The sequence below is a fragment of the Streptomyces sp. NPDC085946 genome (genome assembly GCF_044540485.1).
GTDB lineage: Bacteria > Actinomycetota > Actinomycetes > Streptomycetales > Streptomycetaceae > Streptomyces.
Map to the genome: position 1 here is coordinate 39,757 of NZ_JBITSF010000011.1, position 20,166 is coordinate 59,922.

The window sequence follows — 20,166 nt, forward strand, 5'->3', positions numbered from 1 at the left end:
GTGCCGCGACTCCCGCGAGATGTAGCAGGACCGCATCACCTTGTACGTCTTCGAGCGTACGGGTGTGCTGTTCGGACGCCTCCGCCTGGCGCTTCGTCCCGTTCCCGTGTGACGCCGGCCGGTGGGTCCGGCGGCCCTCCGGGACGCGGAAGGGGCGCGGAGGTGGCCCACCGGCCCGCGGGGGTGCCGCGGCCCCGGCATCCCGGCGGCCGGTCGTGAACGGCCGTCACCGGCAGGCGGGTTGCGGCGTCCGCTCCGCACGGGGTCCCGCGGGCGCGGAACGACCCGCGTCGGGCGCCGGGTGCGCCGTGGTCGCCGACGCCCTGTCGTTCACGGCCCCGGTGCGGTCGCGGTCGACGCCGGGACGCGTGTCTTCCCGTGTCCCCGACGGCGTGCGACCGCTGCCGCGTGCGCCGCGCGGCACGGCGCGGAGCCGGCCGCCGGACGCCGGACGCCGGGCGGCCGGCCCGGGCGTCGCCCTGGTCGCTCCCCCGGAGCCGCCGCGCGGTGAGGCGCGGTACGGCCGCCGGGCGGGCCGGCCGGTCGCTCAGTGCCGGCCCGACCCGCGCACCGCCCGGTCCCGCCAGCGGCAGTACGCGGCGGCCGGGTCGCTCCAGTACCGCCACGGGAGGGCGTCCACGTAGCCGTCGACCAGGCGGAACTGCTCCAGGGCCGCGTCGTGCCGGCCCTGCCGGGTCAGGAAGTACGCCAGCAGGTGCCTCACGCGCGCCGTGTCGGGGTGGTCCGGCGGGGCCGCGGCCAGGTCCTCCAGGGCCGCGTCGACCAGGGCGAGCAGGTGCGGCGCGCGGAAGTCCGCCGCCTCGGCGCCGCTGTCGTGGTGCTCGTACCAGGCGATCAGCGGCAGCGCGGCGAGCAGGCTGCCGGGCGGCGCGGTGGCCGCGGCCTCGCGGGCGAAGGACACGGCCAGGGCCTCGGAGCCGCGCCACTTCGCGCACCAGTACTGCAGCGCCGCGCCGTGCGCGCCGAAGTGGTGCGGGGCCCGGGCGGTGACCTCCTTCCAGATCCGGCGCATGTCCTCGTGGGAGCAGCCGAGGCCGAGCCCGGTCCAGATCTCGCAGAGGTACGGCGTGGGATCGTCCGGGTTCGCCCGCGCGGCCCGCGCGGTCTCCCGCCGCGCCCGGTCCAGCGTGCCGTGGAACGACGCGAACTGTTCCCGGCTGGTGTCCTTCGCCCAGCCGCCGCCCCGCAGGTGCCAGGCCAGGGACACCGTCGCGCAGGCCCGCACCACCGCCACGTCCGGGTCGTCCGGACCGGCCGCCGCCTCCCACGCGTCCAGCCAGCCGCCCGGGTGCGCCGCCTGGTGGGAGCCGAACGCGTCGGCGTAGTACGCGCGGCGCGCCCAGTCCCGCTGCTCCCGGGCGGCGGCCAGGAGCCGGGCCGCCGGTTCCCACCGGCCGTCGGCGGCCGCGGCCCTCGCCTGCTCCAGCTCGGGGCCGGGTGCCGCCGCCCACGAGGTGTTCTGCCGGGACTCCGGAAGCAGCCCCAGGGCCCTGGCCTTGCGGGACGCGCCCCAGGAGGGCAGACCTCCCGTGAGCCGACGGTAGTAGGCGACGGCGCACGCGATCGCGAGCCCGAGGACGACGGCGCGGGTGATCTCCACCGGTCACGCACCGCCCTTCGGGACCGCGGCGGACACCACGGCGTGCTGCGCGCACGCGAGAACACTCATCGGGCAGAGCCCCTGTCGGAAGAGGACGGCACGGCGGACAACGGTGGGGGGACGGGGAGTATCACCCGCCGGTGGCGGGACTCGCAAACCCGTTCCCGCGCCTCACGACGGCGGACGGGGCGGCCCCCCATGGCTGGTGGGCCGCCCCGTCCGGTTGCGTCCGCGCCCCGTCCGCCGGGTGCGCGCTCAGCCGACCGGTGTCACCGGGTCCTTACCCGCAGGCCCCGCCGACTCCTCCGGCTCTGCCGGTTCCACCGGCTCCACCCGTGACGGGCTGTGCCCGGTACCCCGCTCCGGCGCGGTGCCCGGGGCGCCGGTCTCCTCGGCGAGGCGCTCCAGGCCGCTGGTGGTCTTGAGCGGCTTCTCCTTCACGAACACGACGGCGACCAGCGCGAGCAGCGCGAACGGCGTGGCGATGAGGAACAGGTCGGCCGTGGCGACACCGTAGGCGTGCTCGACGACGGACCGCATGGGGGCGGGCAGCGCCGCCATGTCCGGGACGCTGCTCTCGCCCGAGCTCTCGCCGGCCGGCGCGGTGACGCCCGCTTCCCTGAGGCCCTTGGTCATCTCGCTGGTGACGCGGTTGGCGAGGATCGCGCCGAGGACGCTGGTGCCGATGGTGCCGCCCATGCTGCGGAAGAAGGACAGCACGGAGGTCGCAGCGCCCAGTTCGGCGGCGGGCACGTCGTTCTGGGCGGCGAGCACCAGGTTCTGCATCAGCATGCCGACGCCGACGCCGAGCACCGCCATGTAGAGGCTGAGGAGGCCGAAGTGCGTCTCGACGCCGATGGTGGAGAGCAGCCCGAGACCGGCGGTCATGACGACCGCGCCCGCCACCAGGTACCGCTTCCAGCGGCCGGTGCGGCTGATCACCTGTCCGGCGACGGTGGAGGACACCAGCAGGCCCAGGATCATGGGCAGGCTCATCAGACCGGCGACAGTCGGCGACTTGCCCAGGGAGACCTGGAAGTACTGCGAGAGGAAGACGGTCCCGCCGAACATGGCGACACCGACCAGGAGGCTGGCGACGGTGGTCAGGGTCACCGTGCGGTTGCGGAAGATGTCGAGCGGGATGACCGGCTCGGGGGTGCGGGCCTCGACGAGGACGGCGGCGGTCAGCAGCAGCACGCCACCGCCCACGAGGGCGGCGGTCTGCCAGGACGCCCAGGCGAACTCGTTGCCGGCCAGCGACACCCAGATGAGCAGCGCGCAGACGCCGGCGACGATGAGGAGGGCGCCGAGCCAGTCGATGCGCGCCTCGCGCCGCGTGGTGGGCAGCCGCAGGGTGCGCTGGAGCAGGGCGATGGCGAGGAGGGCGAACGGCACGCCGATGAAGAAGCACCAGCGCCAGCCCAGCCAGGAGGTGTCGACCAGCACGCCGCCGACCAGCGGTCCGGCGACGGTGCCCACGGCGAAGACGGCGCCGAAGATGCCGGCGTACTTGCCCAGTTGGCGGGGCGGGATGACGGAGGCCATCACGACCTGGGCGAGGGCGGTCAGGCCGCCCGCGCCGATGCCCTGCACGACCCGGCTGAAGATGAGCAGGCCGACGCCGTGCGAGAAGCCCGCGAGCAGCGAGCCGACCACGAACATGCCCAGCGAGAGCTGGAGCAACAGCTTTTTGTTGAACAGGTCGGACAGCTTGCCCCACAGGGGCACCGTCGCGGTCATGGCCAGCAGTTCGGAGGTGACGACCCAGGTGTAGGAGGACTGGCTGGCGCCCAGGTCGGCGATGATCGTGGGCAGCGCGTTGGACACGACGGTGCCGGCCAGGATCGCGACGAACATGCCGGCCATCAGCCCGGACATGGCCTGGAGTATCTGCCGGTGCGTCATGGAGGTGGGAGGCGCGTCGTCGGGCGCCGCGAGTGAGGTCACGGGTTCTCTTTCGGTGAGGTCGGACGGTCCGCGCCGGCCGGACGCCGACAGGGTCGGGCGCACGCGGGCGCGGAGCGACAGCGGGGGTGGGAGCGGGTGCCGGAGGCCGGGGCCGCGCGGAACCACGCGGCGGGTGCCGGACGGCCGGCGCGATGACTACGCGGTGGGCGCCGGGAGACCGGCGGCGAGGAGGTCGAACACCTCCTGGAAGACGTCACGGAAGGCGGCTTCCTCCTGCCGGGCGCACCAGTGCTCCACGCTGACGCGCACCGCGGCGCCCGCCACCGCGGCCAGCAGCCGCGGGTACAGGTCGAGCGCCTTGCGTCGCTCCTCGTCGCACGCCGTCCCGGGGGCGGAGGCGGACGGCGGCCCGCCGGCGGAGCGGATGCGGGCGGTGATGGCCTCGGCCAGTTCGGTCTCGTCCGCGATGTGCGCGCCGAGACTGCGCACCAGCAGGTGCGGCGAGGCGCGCAGCACCTCGGCGTGCAGCCGCCACAGCTCGTGCTGCCGCTCCGCCTCGGTCAGTTCCGCCGCCATGGCCTCGCGCAGGGCCTCCAGCGGGGAGAGCCCGGCCGGCGCGTCGAGCACCGCGCGGCGGATCCGTACGCCCGCGTCGGCGTCGATCACGACGAAGGCGTCGTCGCGCGTGGTGAAGTAGTTGAAGAAGGTCCGTACGGACACTCCGGCCGCGGCGCTGATCGCCTCGACGGTGACCTTGTCCACGCCGTGTTCGGCGGCCAGCCGCACCGCGGCCTCGGCGAGTGCGGCGCGCGTCGCCCGCTTCTTGCGCTCCCGCAGACCGTCCCCCGCGGCACCCTTCTCCGACATAACTTGCATGCTATGCAAAGATGCACGCCATGCAAAATCGTCCGGTGGCGGGCCGTCGGACGGACGTCCCGGGTCCGCGTCCCGCGGCGCGCGGGGTCGGGTGCCCGTCGGCTGCTGCCCGGCCGTGCGCGGCCGCGGGCCGCCGCCGGCGAGCGGTACGCCGAGCCCGAGGTCGTCGATCAGCACCGGCCGCCCGGTCAGCGTCGACTCGTTGGCGGCGATGCCCACGGCCACGGCCCGGACGCCGTCGAGGTGGCCGGCCGCGCGGCCGAGCGGGTCCGGTTCCAGGCGCAGGGCGCGGCGGAAGACGTCCTGGAGGAGGGTGTCGCCCCCGCCGTGGCCGCCGATGCCGTCCGGGACGACGACTTCCGTCGCGCGCCGGAAGTGCTGCTGCACGAGGAGCCGGTGCCCGGCGGTGCGGACCCGGTCCTCGCGCGAGGCGTCCGCGGTCGCGGAGGGGTCCGGCACGGCGTCCCCGCCGGAGTCGGCGTGCCCGCGCTCGACCACGTCGAGTTCGGCGCGGCCCCGCGTGCCGTTGACGCAGACCCGGTAGCCCCCCCGGGGCTGTGGGCGTTGAGGGAGTAGGCGAGGGTGGCGCCGCGGGCGTAGTCGACGAGGACGGACATGTCGTCCTCGACGGTGACGCCCGGGGCGAAGGGGTCCTGGTCGCGGCGGTAGTCGTCGTGGCGCTCGGCCCGCGGGTAGAGCGCCTCCAGGCGGGGGTCGTCGCGCGGGTCGAGCGAGAAGGGGTCACCCTTCGCGCCGGTGCCCCGCCCGGGGCGCGGGCCCATTCCGCGGGCGGCGTCGGCGTCGCCGTAGAAGCGCGGCCCGCCGGAGGCGTACACGCGGGTGGGGACGTCGTCGATCCACCAGTTGACGAGGTCGAAGTGGTGGCCGGCCTTGTGGACGAGGAGGCCGCCGGAGTCGGTCTTCCCACGGTGCCGGCGCCGGAAGCAGTCGGCGCCGTGCACGGTGTCCGGCACCCATGCGATGCGGAGGCCGGTGACCTGGCCGATGACACCGTCCGCGATGACCTGGCGGAGCGTCGCGTTGCGGGGCGCGTAACGACAGTCGAACGTCATGACGACGTCCCCGCCGGTGTCGGCGACGGGCCGGGTGATGCGCCGGCAGCCGGCGGCGTCCGTGGTCAGCGGCTTCTCGACGACGACGTCGGCGCCCGCGCGCAGGCTCCGGTCGACGGGTTCCGCGTGGGTGCGGTAGACGCTGGTGACGACGACCGTGTCGACGGCCTGCTCGCCGGTCATGCGTTCCAGGTCGGCGGGGGCGTAACGGGGCAGTCCCGCGGGCCCGTCACCGCCGAGGGCGCGTCCGGCCCGGTCGTCGTGGTGGTCGATGCGGGCGGGGTTGGGGCCAAGCCGGGCGACCGGCTCACCGACGTCGGCGTGCTCACCGGTGAGGGCGTCGACGTGCAGGCCCACCCGGTGGCCGTGCCCGCCATCGCGTAGCGGCGCCGGGGCCGGTCCGCGGCGGGCGGTGCGAAGCGGGGCACCGCGCCCGGCCCGTGGGCCGTGCCGCCGCTCGCCGGGGCCGGGGAGCGGCCGGGTTCCGGCCGGGGGACTGTGTCCGGTCACGGGTTCCTCGGCTTTCGGTGAGGCGGCCGGGGTACGGGACGGTCCGCCGGGCGGGAGGGGGGCCGGGTTCCGGCTCCCGCCGCGGGAGAAAACCCTTGCTGGGCACGCTGGCCCCGCCGCGGGCCCAGGGGAGGGGCGCGACGGCCGGCTCACGAACCGGCAGCAGGGGCACACCGGTTGCCGGCTGCGGACTCCGTCCCTGCGAAGGGCCGCCGGACGCGCTCCCGCCGGGGCCGCGCCCGGCCCTTGACAGCCCTCCGCCCCGCTCTTAGCGTGCTCAGGCCGCAGAAAGCCCTTTCTGCCAGTCCGTGACCACCGCTCGCTCCGACGCCCGAAGGACCCACCGGATGACCACGCCCAGCCCCTGGCCGCTCGACGTCCCGGGCATCGCCTACGGCGGTGACTACAACCCCGAGCAGTGGCCCCTCGACGTCCAGCTGGAGGACGTCGAGCTCATGCGCCGGGCAGGCGTGAACCTCCTCAGTGTCGGCATCTTCTCCTGGGCGATGCTCGAACCCCGCGAGGGCGACTACGACTTCGGCTGGCTCGACGCCGTGCTGGACCGCCTGCACGCCGCGGGCATCCGCGTGGCGCTGGCCACCGCCACCGCCTCACCACCGCCCTGGCTGACGCGCCGGCACCCGGAGATCCTGCCCCGCACCGCCGACGGCACCGTCCTGCAGCAGGGCAGCCGGCAGTCCTACGCCGTCTCCTCCCCCGTGTACCGGGCGTACGCGGTCCGCATGACCCGCAAGATCGCCGAACGCTACGGGGAGCACCCCGCGCTCGCGCTGTGGCACGTGGACAACGAACTCGGCTGCCACGTCCCCCATGACCACTCGGACGCCGCCGCCACCGCCTTCCGCGCCTGGCTCGCCCGGCGCTACGGCACCGTGGACGCCCTCAACTCCGCCTGGGGCACGGCGTTCTGGTCGCAGCGCTACGACACCTTCGACGAGGTCCTGCCGCCGCGCACCGCCCCGACCACCGTCAACCCCACCCAGCAGCTCGACTTCGCCCGGTTCTGCTCCGACGAGCACCTCGCCCACTACCGGGCCCTGCGCGACGTGCTGCGCGAGGTCACCCCGCACGTGCCGGCGACCACGAACCTCATGATGACCACCCGCACCAAGTGGATGGACTACTTCTCCTGGTCGGCGGAGCTGGACGTGATCGCCAACGACCACTACCTCGTCGCGGCCGACCCCGAGTCCCACATCGAGCTGGCGTTCAGCGCCGACCTCAGCCGCGGGGTCGCCGGGGGCGACCCGTGGATGCTGATGGAACACTCGACGTCGGCCGTCAACTGGCAGCCGCGCAACCGCCCCAAGGGTCCCGGGGAGATGCTGCGCAACTCCCTGACCCACGTGGCGCGCGGCGCCGACGCGGTGATGTTCTTCCAGTGGCGGCAGTCCGCGGCGGGCTCCGAGAAGTACCACTCGGCGATGGTGCCGCACGCCGGCCCCGACAGCGACGTCTTCCGCGACACCGTCGCACTGGGCCGCCGGCTGCAGGCCCTCGCCCCCGTCCGGGGCAGCAGGGTCCGCGCCCGGGCGGCGCTCGTCTTCGACTACCCGGCCTGGTGGGGCAGCGAGCTCGACAGCCACCCCACCCAGGCCCTGCGGTACCCGGAGGAGGTCATGCGCTGGTACCGCGCCCTGTGGCGGCGCGGCGTCACCGTCGACGTCGTCGGCGCCGGGAGCGACCTGTCCGGCTACCGGGCGGTCGTCGTCCCCACCCTCTACACGGTCACCGACCGGGACGCCGCCCGGATCGCCGAGGCGGCGCGCTCCGGGGCCTCGGTCCTCGTCACCTTCTTCAGCGGCATCACCGACGAGCACGACCACGTGCGCCTCGGCGGCTATCCGGGGGCCTTCCGCGACCTGCTCGGCGTGCGGTCGGAGGAGTTCTGGCCGCTGCTGGAGGACGAGACCCCGCTGCTGGACGACGGCGGCCGGGCGGACCTGTGGAGCGAGAAGACGCGCCTGGCGGGCGCGCGGGCCGTGCGCACCTGGGCGGAGGGACCGCTGGCCGGCCTCCCCGCCGTCACCCGCAACGACCACGGGCAGGGCGCCGCCTGGTACGTGGCCACGCGCCTGGACGAGGCCGGCACCGCCTCGGTCGTCGACGCGCTGCTGGCCGAAGCGGGCCTGACCGCCGAGGTCCCGGGCCTGCCCGCCGGGGTGGAGGCCGTCCGGCGCCACGGCGAGGACGGCTCCCGTTTCCTGTTCCTCGTCAACCACACCCGGGCCGGGGTACGAGCGGCCGTCTCCGGACGGGACCTGCTGAGCGGCGCGACCGCCGGCGAGAACGGCCTGACGGTTCCGCCCGGCGGGGTGGCGGTGATCCGCGAGGCCTGACCGCCGGCCCCGGACGTCCGGGGGCGGTGCGCGGGCTGCCGTGCGCCGCGCCGGTGGCCGGCGCGCCGCCCCGGTGGGCGTACCGGCGGCGGACAGGGCCGGCCCGTCCCCGTCCCGGGGCCGTGCGGCCCTGCGACGGGGACGGGCCGGTGGGCCGGTGGTCCTCGGCGGGGACGCCGTTCGGCCCCTCTTCGCCCCGGGGCGGTCGACGGCGCCGGAACGCCGCCCGGCTCCTGCTAGACAGAGTTCGTCGCCGCGCTGCCGGGCGGCGCCCTTCCACCCCGTCCCCCTGCCGGGAGGCCTCATGCTGTCCGAAGAATCCGCCGCCGTGGTCCGTGCCACCCTGCCCGCCGTGGCCGGGGCACTGGACGAGATCACCGCGCGCTTCTACGGGACGATGTTCCGCGACCGGCCGGAGCTGCTCGACGGGATGTTCAACCGGGGCAACCAGGCCAGCGGGGCCCAGCGCCGCGCCCTGGCCGGGTCGATCGCCGGGTTCGCGACCGCGCTGCTGGAGCACCCGGACGTACGGCCGGACGCCCTGCTGGGCCGCATCGCCCACAAGCACACCGCGGTCGGCGTCACCGAAGACCAGTACACGCTCGTGCACAAGTACCTGTTCGGTGCGATCGCCGAGGTCCTCGGCGACGCGGTCACCCCGGAGGTGGCCGCGGCCTGGGACGAGGTGTACTGGCTGATGGCGGGCGCCCTGATCGCCCAGGAGGCCCGCCTCTACCAGGAGGCCGGCGTCGAGCCCGGCCGGACCTGGCGGCAGTGGACGGTCGTCGAGCGCCGCACCGAGACGCCGGACGTGGTGTCCTTCGTGCTCCGCCCGGCCGACGGAGCACCGGCGCCCCGGGCGCGGGCGGGCCAGTACGTGAGCGTGCGCGTCCGCATGCCCGACGGCGTGCACCAGCTGCGCCAGTACAGCCTCTCCTCGGACCCCGGCGGCGCACTGCGGCGGATCACCGTCAAGCGGGTCGCGGGAACGGCGGGCGCCCCCGACGGCGAGGTCTCCCGCCTGCTGCACGAGCGGGTCCGTCCGGGGGACGAACTGACGCTCTCCGCGCCGTTCGGCGACGTCTTCCTCGACGAGGCGGCCGACTCCGCCACCCCGCTGGTGCTGGTCTCCGCGGGCATCGGCTGCACCCCCATGACCGGCATCCTGGCCCGTCTCGCCGCCCTCGGCTGGGCCCGCCCGGTCCTCGTCCTGCACGCGGACCGCTCCCCCGCCGACCACGCGCTGCGCACCGAGACCCGGCGGCTGGCCGGACAACTGCCGGACGCCCGCCTCGTGTTCTGGTACGAGCGGCCGGACGCGTCCGAACCCGGCGCCCGCTCCGGCCTGATGGACCTCGACGGCGTCGAACTGCCCGAGGACGCCACGGTGTTCCTCTGCGGCCCGCTGCCGTTCATGCGCGACGTCCGCGGCCGGCTCCTGGGCGCCGGAGTACCGGCGCGGAAGATCCGCTACGAGGTCTTCGGACCGGACCTGTGGCTGCCCGGGCCGGCGGCCTGAGCGACCCCGCGCGCACCGGCCGGCGTCCGGGAGGACACCGGCCGGCCGTTCGTCGTCCGGTCACCGTCCGGAGCCGTTGTCAGTGCCTGCTGGCACGATCACCGGCATGACACCGTTGCTGCTCACCGACATCGAACGCGCCGTGCGCGGAAGCTGGACCGCCGAGACGTGCACGCCCGAGTACCGGTCGCGCTGGACCGAGGACAATCCGGCCCGCGACCAGTGCGGGGTGACCGCCCTGGTGGTCAACGACCTGCTGGGAGGGGAGCTGATCCGGGGGGAGGTCCACGTCGACGGGGAACGCGTGGACTACCACTGGTGGAACCGCCTGGGCCGGGGCGTCGAGATCGACCTCACCCGCGAGCAGTTCGGGCCCGAGGAGATCGTCACCGGGGGCGTCGTCGTCCCCCGCCCGCCCGACGGCGAGCTGCGCAGACTGCGTGAGGAGTACGAGCTGCTCCGCGACCGCGTCCTGGAGAAGCTGAACCGGCAGCAGGAGGCGGCTTCTTCGGCTGCCGGCGCCCGGGGCTGAGACGGGCCCGCGGAGCACCGCCGCCCGGGGCGGAGCCCCCGGAGCGCCGTCTCGCCCCTCCGCCGCCACCCGGGCCGGCCGGTGCCGCGGCACCGGCCGGCCCGGGTGGCTCTCGCGCCCGTCGCCGTCATGGCGTGCGACCGAGGCATGGGGCGGGACGCCGACGCGCCCCGGGTGCTGCCCGGCCGTCCGGCGATGCGGCGTTCGCCGGGGGTGTGCCGGTCAGATGCCGCAGCTGGGGGCGGACCAGTAGGGCGACGGGTCGAAGGCCAGGTGGGTGTGGTCGTTGTGGCCGGGGTAGCCCGGGCCGAGAATCTCCGAGAAGCCGTGCGTCCTGGCCTGCTGGGCGAGCCGGCACAGGGTCGGCGAGCCGGTGAGGTCGGCGGCGTCGCCGTACAGGTGACGGCTGGTGGACGAGCCGCCGACCGCGTTGTTGCAGGCGTAGGAGCGGAAGCCGCTGGAGATGGTGATCGGCACGTCGCCCAGGGCGTGGCGCATCGCCTCCAGCTTCCACATGGTCTTCAGGGCGTTCGCCTTGGCGGTGGCCGCCGGTACCGCGCCGCCCGACCAGTCGGAGTTGCACCGGTTGAGCTCCGCGTAGCTGAAGTGGACCGGCGTGCAGTCAGCGTCCTGCAGCGAGTAGATCTTGGAGAAGGTCTGCGGTCCGGCGACGCCGTCCGCGGGCAGCCCGTACGCCGCCTGGAACTTCGCCACGGCCGCGGCGGTCCGCGCGCCGTACTGGCCGTCGTAGGACAGCCGCTCGCCGGAGGTCACCCACCCCGCGACGCGGATCTGCAGCTGGGTCACGTCGCTGCCCGACGAGCCCTGGGAGAGCGTGCGGCTCCAGGTGTAGCACTCGTCGGCGTGCGCGGTGCCCGCGGTGGCACCGACCCCCAGCACCACGCCTGTCGCGACCATGACAAATGAGACGAGCAAGCGTGCCACGCGTTCGAACATCCCGGCCTCCCGACCGTCGTTCCCGGAATGGAGCGAGCAACGGCCGCCGCGCGGGCGGCCGTCGACCAGGGTGAGGCCGACGGGCTACGCGCGTCAACAACCCCCTCGCCTTCCCGTCGCCACCTCTTCGGCCGCACGGCCGCCCGGCCGCCTCGGCCATGGGCGGCACGGCCGTCGGCGGCGGGGGTACGAGGGTGATCGCGTGACACCCACGGGTCACCCGGCCGGGCAGGAGAAGCGGGGCCGGCAGGGCGGCGCCCCGGCCGGCCGCCGGCGCACCTGGCGGCCGTGGCGCTCCCGGGGCGGCACCGCACCGACCGGGGGGACGCGCGCTCCTGCCGGGGAGGAGCAGGCACCGACCCGGCTCACGACCACGGCGGCGGGGCCGTCCCGGCGGCGGCCGGCACGGCCGCTCCGGCCGCCGCGGCGGAGACCCGCCCGGCATCCGCCCCTGCCCCGGCCGGCACCACCACCGCCGCCCGGAACCGCGAGGGCGGCGGGCGCGGCATGATGGGGGGATGCGGACCCGGCCTGTGCTCGTCTACGACGGAGACTGCGGCTTCTGCACCGGCTCGGTGCGTCTGGTCGCACGTGTGGTGCGTCCCCGGTGCGACGCGGTCCCCTCGCAGCGGGCCGATCTCGCCGCTCTCGGCGTCGCACCGGAACGCGCGCGGCACGAAGCCCTCTGGGTGACCCCGACGGGCACGGTGTACGGCGGCGCCCAGGCGGTGGCGAAGCTGCTGCTGAGCGCCGGCGGCGCGTGGCCGGTCGCGGGAGCGCTGCTCACCCTGCCGCCCGTGCGCTGGGCGGCCCACGTCGTCTACCGGCTCGTGGCGGACAACCGCCGGCGCCTGCCCGGCCGGACGGCGGGATGCGCGCTGCCGGCGGACCGCACCCCGCCGACCTGACGTGACGGGGGCGGGGATCAGGAGGCCGTCCGCTCCTCCCGCCCCGGCCGGTCGGACCATCGGCGGGCGGGACCGTCGAACAGGGCCCGGCGGATCGCACGGCGCTGGGCGGCCGTGGTGGCACCCCAGATGCCGGCGTCCTCGCCCTGGTCGAGGGCCCACGCCCGGCAGTCGAGCAGGACGCGGCACCGGCGGCACACCGCCCGGGCCCGGGCGACCTGCGGATCGTTCTCCCGCTCGTCCAGGGGGAAGAACAGCTCGGGATCCTCCCCGATGCAGGCGGCCTCCAGCAGCCAGCCGCGGTCGTCGGGCAGCCGCACATCGCGTCGGGAAGGGGCGGGGCGAGAAGCCACGAGGCACCTCCGCGTGATGCCGGCCGGGGCCGGCGGGTGGCTGAGGCACACGAAGGCCCCAGGCCCGGCAGAGGTCGTGGTTTCCACTGTACGGCGCCCGCGGCGGGACTTCCCGTACTGGACGGCCGTGATCAGGGCACTGAACCCGGAGTCATCGTCACGCGTGCGACGAGAGGAAGAGTGCCCGTGCTGCTGAAGACGTTCCGGTGGGCTTTCGCCGTCACCGCCCTCGGCCTGGTGGCCGGCGTGCTGTACGACGGCTGGACGGCCCTCGGGCTGGTCGCCGTCCTCGCCGTCCTGGAGGTCTCGCTGTCCTTCGACAACGCGGTGATCAACGCCGGCATCCTGGGGAAGCTGAACGCCTTCTGGCAGAGGATCTTCCTCACCGTCGGCATCCTGATCGCCGTCTTCGGCATGCGCCTGCTCTTCCCGATCGTCGTCGTCGCGGTCAGCGCCCGGATCGCGCCGCCGGAGGCCGTACACCTCGCGCTGACCGACAAGGAGCGCTACCAGCAGCTCGTCACCGACGCGCACCCGTCGATCGCCGCCTTCGGCGGCATGTTCCTGCTGATGATCTTCCTCGACTTCGTCCTGGAGGACCGTGAGGTCAAGTGGATCGGGTGGCTGGAACGGCCGCTGGCCAGGCTCGGCAGGGTGGACATGCTGTCGGTCTGCGTCGCGCTCGGCGTCCTCCTCGTCACCTCCCTGACGTTCGCCGTCCACGCCCACCAGCACGGCGGCGCGCACGCGGACAAGGCCCAGACGGTCCTCGTCTCCGGCATCGCGGGCCTGATCACCCACCTGGTCGTGGGCGGGCTCTCCGACTTCTTCGAGAGCAGGCTGGCCGGCGGGGAGGGCGAGACGGAGGAGGACGGCGAGGGCCGCACCGGGCAGGGGTCCGAAGGCTCCGGCCGGTCCGCGACCGCCCTGGCGGGCCGGGCCGCCTTCTTCACCTTCCTCTACCTCGAAGTCCTGGACGCCTCGTTCTCCTTCGACGGCGTCATCGGGGCCTTCGCCATCACCAACGACATCGTGCTGATGGTCCTGGGCCTGGGCATCGGCGCCATGTACGTCCGCTCGCTCACCGTCTACCTGGTCCGCCAGGGCACCCTGGACGACTACATCTACCTGGAGCACGGCGCCCACTACGCCATCGGCGCCCTGGCCCTGATCCTGCTGGCCAGCATCCGGTACCAGATCAACGACATCGTCACCGGCCTCGTCGGCGTCACCCTGATCGGCGCCTCCTTCCTCTCCTCCGTCCGGCACAACCGCGCCGTGGCGCGCTGAGGCGTGCCCGGCCGGCCGGGCGGATCAGACGGATCGGCCGGGCCAGGCAGATCGGCCGGGTCAGACGGTCGGACGGGTCGGTCGGGTCAGTCGATGATCTGGTCGAAGAACACGACGGCCATGGCGCTCGCGCCGCTGCCGACGCTGACCGCGAGGGGCCAGACGTTGCCGGCCAGGGCCGCCAGGACGGCGGCACCGACGCCGACCAGCGCGGCCAGCAGGAACACCACGGCGGCGCGCTGGCTGAGCAACGGCCTGCCGCCGTCGCCCCTCGTCCGGTTCTCGTGTTCCACCTCGGTGCTCCTCGCGGGACGGTCAGCGGCGCACGAGGCCGCGGGACGGGGGGACGGGCACGGCGCGGCCGGCGGAGTCCGGCAGCGCGTGCGGGTCCTGGGCGGGCCGGACGAGCGTGAAGTCGACCCGGCCGTCCTCGCCCGTGCGGACGCCGTACACGGCCGGTTCCGGCAGGCTGTTGTAGTGGAACGGCGTCGAGAAGTAGTAGGCGCCGGTGTCCGGGAGCACGACGAGGTCGCCGGGCTCCAGCAGCGGCAGCGCACGGTCGCGGGCCAGCAGGTCGCCGGTGAAGCAGGCGGGTCCGGCGATGTCCTGCCGTACCGGGCTGCCCTGCTTCACCCGGCCGTGCGGGTCGTGCGCGGTGATCCGCAGGGGCCAGGACTCGGGGTCGAACACCGTCCGGGTGGCGACCTGGACGCCGGCGTGGGTGAGGGCGATGGGCCGGCCGCCCGCGGACTTGGTGTATTCGACGTAGGCGGCGAGGAACCCGTTCTTGGCCAGGATCGCCCGGCCGAACTCGGTGACGATCTCGTACCGTCCGGAGAACAGGCCGGGCGCGTGGGTGCGCAGCAGCCGGGCGTAGGTGGCGAAGTCGGGCGTGATCTCCTCGCCGGCGAAGTTGACGGGCAGCCCGCCGCCGATGTCGATGCCCGTCACCCGGCGCGGCCCGAGGACGTCGTTGACCTCGTCGGCGAAGGCGACCGCCTCGGCCACTCCGCGGGCCATGAGGTCCAGCGGGCAGCCCTGCGATCCGGCGTGGGTGTGCACCCAGGTCAGCCAGGGGTGGGTGCGGAACGCGCGCAGCAGGTCCCGGCGGCTGCCCGGGTCGGACAGGGGGATGCCGAACTTCGAGGTCCGGGTGGCCGTGCTCATCGCGGCGATGGCTCCCCCGCCCACCTGGGTGTTGACGCGGACGCCGATCCGGGAGGCGGTCGCGCGTCCGGCGAGCAGCTCGCCGATCCGGGCCAGTTCCTGGAAGTTGTCCGCGTTGACCGTGACGCCCAGGTCGAGGGCCCACCGGAGTTCCGCGCGGGTCTTGGCCGGTGAGTCGAACACGATCCGGTGCGGGGGGAAGCCCGCCGCGAGCGCCCGGGCCAGCTCGCCGCCCGTGGCCACCTCGCAGCCCATGCCGTGCCGTTCCAGCTCCGCCAGGACGGGGACCAGGCAGTTGGCCTTCGCCGCGAAGGCGTGCAGCACGCGGGGCCCGGCGGGGAACGCCGCGTGCAGCGTGCCCACCGTGCGGGCGACGCCGTCGAGGTCGACGAACCCGGCGAGCAGGGACCGCTCGGGGTCCAGCAGGCCCTGCCGTACGGCCGCGCGCAGGATGTGCTCCCGCCGTGCGGCGGCGTCGGTGCGATCGGTCATGGGTCCCCTCCGGGGTCGGTGTGCCGGATGCCCGGCGGGCCCGGGCGGATTCCAGGCTGCGCCGTGTCCGGGCGGCACGTCTTCGTGGAGACCTCAAAGACGCCGGGGGCGGGACCGGGGTGGCGGGCGGCGTCCGGGACGCGGCCCGCCGGCCGTTGTGCGCGGCCACGAAGGACGGGCCGCGTCATGGTGCCGGCGCACAGTCGGCCGCCGTGGCCGCCGGGCCGTCAGTCCGGGGTGCCTCCTTCGTCGCCGTCGCGCAGCCGGAGCTGGAGCTGGGCCAGCAGCCGGGCGTCGGAGCTGCCGAGGTCGAGTCCGGAGACCTCGGTGATGCGGCGGAGCCGGTAGCGCAGGCTGTTGGGGTGCACGCACAGCGCGCGGGACGCGGCGGGCACGTCCCCGAAGTGGTCGAGGTACGCCCGCAGCGTCCGCAGCAGGCAACTCCCGCTGTGCGCCGCGTCGAACGCCGCCAGCCGCTCCACCGGGGTGCCCTGCGGCAGCGGCACCTCCCGCAGCGCCTCCACGACCCGCATCAGGCCGACCGTCTCCGCGACGTCCTCGGTCCGGGCGACGACCCGGGGGCCCGCGGCCGTCCTCAGCGCGGCGAGGGCCAGTTCGGCCGACCGGCGGGAGGCGGGCAGGTCCGCCAGGCCCGCGACCACGTCTCCCAGCCCGACCCGCACGGTCGCGCCCAGGCCGGCCGCGACCTGCCCGGCCAGCGAGGTGCCGAGCTCCGTCACCTGCGTGCCGGCCCGCTCCCGGTCGCGGTCCAGGGCGCCCAGCACGACCAGCACCGCTTCCCCGGCCCGTACGACGACGGCACGGCGGCCGTGGGCGGAGCAGTGCAGGGCCAGCAGGCCGTGCAGGCGGGACACCTCGTCGTCGTCCCGGTCCGTGCCCTCGGCGTGCACGGCGAGGACGGCGCCGGCGCCGTTCTCCGGCAGCGCGGCGCGCTCGGCGAGCACCTCGGCGGAACCGCGCCCGTCCAGCACCGCTCGCGCCGCCTCCTCCACGAGCCGGGTGTCCGCGCCGCGCGTACGGTGGTGCAGCAGGTGCGGGGCGGCCGCCCGGGTCGCGGCCCGCAGGGCCTCGGCGGCGTTCGGGGCGAGGGAGCGGCCGGCGATCGCCGCCACCCATACGGACCCCAGCACCTCGCCCCCGGCCCGCACGGCCCCCACCAGGCGCTCCGGGTCCGCTCCGCCGGCCGGCCGGTACAGCACGTCGCCCTGCCCCCACAGCGCCCGGAAGAACCCGGCCTCGCGCATCGCGGTCACGCGCCAGGACGGGACCCGGCGGCCGAGGATGGTCAGCCGGCGCAGTTCGTCCACGTCCTCCTCGGTGTCGGTGGAGGAGTAGGCCAGCACCCGCGAGTCCATGTCCTCGATGGTCACCGCGCCCCCGACCAGGGCGGCGACCGCGTCGGCCAGCCCGTTGAGGTCGCCGAGCGGCACGGCCTGCGTGGTGAGGTCCGGCGGGAGGCCCGCCGCGGCCAGTCCCGCCCGCAGGACGCCCAGCACCTGGTCCCAGGTGCACCAGGAGGTGCGGAACAGCACCGCCGTGCCGGCCTCCTCGGCCGCCCGGCGCAGCGCGGGAGCCGGCGGCCCCGCGGTGCCCGGGCCGAAGACCACTCCGGTGGCGCCTTCCTCGCCGGCCCGCCGTAAGACGTCCACGGCGTGCGCCGAGCGCGCGTCGACACCGACCGCGAGGAGCAACTGCCCTGGCCGGACGCCGGGTTCCAGCGGGTCGAGCACGGTCACGCCGGTGACGGGCGCCCCGAGGCCGCCCGGCGCGACGTGCAGTTCCAGCGATCCCGCCCCGACCACCGACAGCAGGCTCTCCAGCGTCACCTGTGCCGACGCCGCGGCCCCCCACTGCGCCCACGCGTCCGTTCTCATCGGCGATCCCCCTGTCCGCCGTGGCTTCCGCCGTCGGCGAGTGTCCCGCACCGCCCGCGCGCGGTGCCCGAGGACCGTACGACACCACACGGGTGCCCGGCGCTCAACGGCGCACGGCGGCGCGGACGGGGGCGGGGGCGGGCGCTCGGACCCGGGTGGCTCGGCGGGGCACCTGCCCGCGGGTCACAGGAAGCGGCGGATGGGGATGACGGCCGCCTCCCACAGGCGCCGCGAGACGGAGCGGCGGGCCCAGCGGCCCTTCTCGATCCGCTCGCTGACCCGCAGGTCCTCGTCGAAGTGCCGGTCCAGGGTGGCGGTGAAGTCCTCGTCCAGCACGGCGAGCATGACTTCCTCGTCGTGGTCGAGGGAGCGGCGGTTGAAGTTGGTGGACCCGATGAGGGCGGCGAACCGGTCGACGGTGATGACCTTGGCGTGCATCATCGTCGGCTGGTACTCGTGGATGCGCACGCCGCAGTCCAGCAGGTCCTCGTAGAAGTGCTGGCCGGCGAGCCGGCAGACCCGCTTGTCGGTGTGCGGGCCGGGCAGCAGGATCTCCACCTCGACGCCGCGCCGGGCGGCCGCGCACAGCAGGTCGACGAAGTAGGCGTCGGGGGCGAAGTAGGCGGTGGCCAGGCGGAAGCGGGTCTGGGCGGACTCGATCATGACCCGCAGCAGGGTCTGCATGTCCTGCCAGCCGAGGCTGGCGGAGCCGCGGACGACCTGGACGACCGCGTCGCCCTGCGGCGTGTGGCCGGTGAACCGGTCGCGCTCGTCGAAGAGGGTGTCGTGGCACTCGGCCCAGTTCTGCGCGAAGGCCGCGGCGATGCCGTCCACCGCGGGCCCGCACACCTGGACGTGGGTGTCGCGCCACTCGCTCTCGTCGCGGGCGTCCCCGCACCACTCCTCGGCTATGCCCACTCCCCCGGTGAACGCCGTTCTCTCGTCCACGACGAGCACCTTGCGGTGGCAGCGGTGGTTCTGCTTGAACGGGGTGAGGTACAGCGGCTTGCGGAACCACGCCACCTCGACCCCGGCCCGGGCCATCAGCTCCAGCAGGTCCCGTTCGATCAGGCGGCTGCCGAACCCGTCCAGCAGCAGCCGCACGCGCACCCCGTGGCGGGCCCGGTCGGCCAGCGCGGTCGCGAACCGGCGGGCTATCTCGCCGCGCCAGTACACGAAGGTCATCATGTCGACGGTGTGCTCGGCGCCGCGGATGCTCTCCAGCATGGCCGGGAAGATCTCGTCGCCGTTGCGCAGCGGCAGCAGGGCGTTGCCCTCGGTGGCCGCGATGCCGATCAGCCGTTCCAGCCGGCGCCGCATCCGCTGCTTCTGCTCCTCCACCGGCGAGGACGGCCCGGCGATCACCCGGGAGCCTTCCGACTCGCTGCACGCACTCGTCATGGTTCCCCCCTCGCTGCTCGAAAAAGGCGCCGCGTGCATCCGGCGCCGAGGCGACTGTACCCACGGACAACGGACTGGAACAGCGCGGAGGGGACCTGCCGCACCGGCGGCCGTCCGGGCCGCCCGGCCCGCCGCGCCGGCCACGGCCCGGCTCACGGCGGCGCGTTCTCCGTGACTACGGGCAACTCGCCGATCCGACAGGGTCGTTCGCGTCGGTGCACCGGCCTGCGGGGCGCACGCGTCACCGGCGCCCTCCGCCCGCCCGGAGCCGCGGGTGTTCCTCGCATCACGCCCGTCGCAGCGCCCCGGCGCAGCCCTCGCGCGCCGCCCCGCCGGTCGCCGCCGGCGCGGGCTTCCTCACCATCGCCGGCGCACGCGGCACCGGCCCCCTCCCTCGCGTGCGCGGTCAGCCGACGCGCACGAGCGCCATGGTGATGTTGTCGGGGCCGCCCGCCTCGATGGCGGCCTTCCACAGTTCGAAGACCGCCCGGCCGTCGTCGTGCTCCCGCAGCACCTCCTCCAGGGCCTCCGGCGGGACCGGATCGGTCAGACCGTCGGTGCAGACGAGGTACCGCTCGCCCGCCCGCAGGGGCTCGGACGTCACGTGCGGGCTGACGGAGCGGTAGCCCGGGCTGCCGCCCAGGCACTGCGTGACCAGGGACGTGGTGCGCTGCCCGGGTTCGAGGGGCGGGCTGTCGTCGACGCTCACCTGGCGCAGCCCGTCGCGGGAGTGGGCCAGGACACGGCTGTCGCCCACGTTGAACACCATGAGCGAGCCGGGCCCGACGACGACACCGGCCACGGTCGTCCCCATGGCGGCGAGCGCGCCGTCCGCGTCGCCGGCCGCCTGGTACACCGCGTGGTTGCAGGCGTGCAGGGCCGCGCGGACGGCCTCCTCGTCGGTCAGGGCGGAACCGATCGACGCGATCCGGCGGGCGGCCACCGCACTGGCCACGTCACCGCCGGGATGCCCGCCGAGCCCGTCGGCGACGGCGACGGCGAGGGGCGTACCGAGGGGGAAGACCAGGGTCTGGGGGCTCTCGGTCACGGTGGCGCACAGGGTCCACGGCCCGACGACGAGACTGTCCTCGTTCCGCTCGCGCAGCAGCCCGGGATGGCTGAGCGCGCTCACAGCGACGTAGGGCATGGAGCGCCACCGCCTTCCCGTACGGGACGTGCCACCGGGGCCGGGCACGGTCCCCAGTCTAGGAACCGACCGGAAAACGGCCGGAGTACGGCACACCACGCAAAGCGCTTTCTACGTTGCTGCACGAGTCTTGTCAGCCCGTCAGCAGCCGCCCTAT

At 75.1% G+C, this 20,166-nt stretch carries 16 protein-coding genes; 5 read left to right on the forward strand and 11 right to left on the reverse strand.

The window, feature by feature from the left end; genetic code table 11:
* Positions 1–547: 547 nt before the first annotated feature.
* The 4 genes from ACIF8T_RS22365 to ACIF8T_RS22380 form a co-directional block, all read right to left on the reverse strand.
* On the reverse strand, positions 548–1,621 hold the full coding sequence (locus ACIF8T_RS22365) for a hypothetical protein (RefSeq protein WP_400037657.1): 1,074 nt from the start codon (positions 1,619–1,621) through the stop codon (positions 548–550).
* A 255-nt stretch (positions 1,622–1,876) separates the two neighbouring features.
* Entirely contained in the window at positions 1,877–3,526 is a 1,650-nt protein-coding gene (locus tag ACIF8T_RS22370; protein WP_400037995.1) for an MDR family MFS transporter, read from the reverse strand.
* Between the two features lie 198 nt (positions 3,527–3,724).
* Positions 3,725–4,405, reverse strand: a complete 681-nt coding sequence (locus ACIF8T_RS22375) for a TetR/AcrR family transcriptional regulator (RefSeq protein ID WP_400037997.1) — start codon at positions 4,403–4,405, stop codon at positions 3,725–3,727.
* Between the two features lie 188 nt (positions 4,406–4,593).
* On the reverse strand, positions 4,594–5,835 hold the full coding sequence (locus tag ACIF8T_RS22380; protein ID WP_400037659.1) for a Gfo/Idh/MocA family protein: 1,242 nt from the start codon (positions 5,833–5,835) through the stop codon (positions 4,594–4,596).
* 500 nt (positions 5,836–6,335) lie between these two features.
* Here ACIF8T_RS22380 and ACIF8T_RS22385 point away from each other — a divergent pair, with 500 nt between their 5' ends.
* The 3 genes from ACIF8T_RS22385 to ACIF8T_RS22395 all read left to right on the forward strand — a co-directional run bounded on the left by ACIF8T_RS22385 (position 6,336) and on the right by ACIF8T_RS22395 (position 10,399).
* Positions 6,336–8,348, forward strand: coding sequence for a beta-galactosidase (locus ACIF8T_RS22385; RefSeq protein WP_400037661.1), 2,013 nt, complete (start codon positions 6,336–6,338; stop codon positions 8,346–8,348).
* A 304-nt stretch (positions 8,349–8,652) separates the two neighbouring features.
* Positions 8,653–9,867, forward strand: a complete 1,215-nt coding sequence (locus ACIF8T_RS22390) for a globin domain-containing protein (RefSeq protein WP_400037663.1) — start codon at positions 8,653–8,655, stop codon at positions 9,865–9,867.
* Between the two features lie 106 nt (positions 9,868–9,973).
* Entirely contained in the window at positions 9,974–10,399 is a 426-nt protein-coding gene (locus ACIF8T_RS22395) for a hypothetical protein (protein ID WP_400037665.1), read from the forward strand.
* A gap of 222 nt (positions 10,400–10,621) precedes the next feature.
* Here the strand turns inward: ACIF8T_RS22395 and ACIF8T_RS22400 are convergent, their stop codons facing one another.
* Positions 10,622–11,356 (reverse strand): D-Ala-D-Ala carboxypeptidase family metallohydrolase, encoded by a 735-nt coding sequence (locus tag ACIF8T_RS22400; protein WP_400037667.1) that lies wholly within the window; start codon positions 11,354–11,356, stop codon positions 10,622–10,624.
* A 518-nt stretch (positions 11,357–11,874) separates the two neighbouring features.
* On the opposite strand from ACIF8T_RS22400, the gene ACIF8T_RS22405 reads away from it, so the two are divergent.
* Positions 11,875–12,264 carry a thiol-disulfide oxidoreductase DCC family protein gene (locus tag ACIF8T_RS22405; RefSeq protein ID WP_400037668.1) on the forward strand — a complete coding sequence of 130 codons (390 nt, stop codon included), beginning with the start codon at positions 11,875–11,877 and terminating at the stop codon, positions 12,262–12,264.
* 17 nt (positions 12,265–12,281) lie between these two features.
* Here ACIF8T_RS22405 and ACIF8T_RS22410 read toward each other — a convergent pair whose 3' ends face one another.
* On the reverse strand, positions 12,282–12,617 hold the full coding sequence (locus ACIF8T_RS22410; RefSeq protein WP_400037670.1) for a WhiB family transcriptional regulator: 336 nt from the start codon (positions 12,615–12,617) through the stop codon (positions 12,282–12,284).
* Between the two features lie 186 nt (positions 12,618–12,803).
* On the opposite strand from ACIF8T_RS22410, the gene ACIF8T_RS22415 reads away from it, so the two are divergent.
* Complete coding sequence (locus tag ACIF8T_RS22415) at positions 12,804–13,907, forward strand: DUF475 domain-containing protein (protein ID WP_400037672.1); 1,104 nt, start codon at positions 12,804–12,806, stop codon at positions 13,905–13,907.
* Between the two features lie 86 nt (positions 13,908–13,993).
* Here ACIF8T_RS22415 and ACIF8T_RS22420 read toward each other — a convergent pair whose 3' ends face one another.
* The 5 genes from ACIF8T_RS22420 to ACIF8T_RS22440 all read right to left on the reverse strand — a co-directional run bounded on the left by ACIF8T_RS22420 (position 13,994) and on the right by ACIF8T_RS22440 (position 20,009).
* Positions 13,994–14,200: a hypothetical protein gene (locus ACIF8T_RS22420; protein ID WP_400037674.1), complete on the reverse strand. Its 207-nt coding sequence runs from the start codon at positions 14,198–14,200 to the stop codon at positions 13,994–13,996.
* A 22-nt stretch (positions 14,201–14,222) separates the two neighbouring features.
* Positions 14,223–15,566 (reverse strand): diaminopimelate decarboxylase, encoded by a 1,344-nt coding sequence (locus tag ACIF8T_RS22425; protein WP_400037676.1) that lies wholly within the window; start codon positions 15,564–15,566, stop codon positions 14,223–14,225.
* 227 nt (positions 15,567–15,793) lie between these two features.
* On the reverse strand, positions 15,794–17,461 hold the full coding sequence (locus tag ACIF8T_RS22430) for a helix-turn-helix domain-containing protein (RefSeq protein WP_400037678.1): 1,668 nt from the start codon (positions 17,459–17,461) through the stop codon (positions 15,794–15,796).
* A gap of 183 nt (positions 17,462–17,644) precedes the next feature.
* Entirely contained in the window at positions 17,645–18,781 is a 1,137-nt protein-coding gene (locus tag ACIF8T_RS22435) for a phosphatidylserine/phosphatidylglycerophosphate/cardiolipin synthase family protein (RefSeq protein WP_400037999.1), read from the reverse strand.
* 487 nt (positions 18,782–19,268) lie between these two features.
* The gene (locus ACIF8T_RS22440) at positions 19,269–20,009 is read right to left on the reverse strand and encodes a PP2C family protein-serine/threonine phosphatase (RefSeq protein ID WP_400037680.1); all 741 of its coding nucleotides are present in this window, start codon (positions 20,007–20,009) and stop codon (positions 19,269–19,271) included.
* Positions 20,010–20,166: the final 157 nt, after the last annotated feature.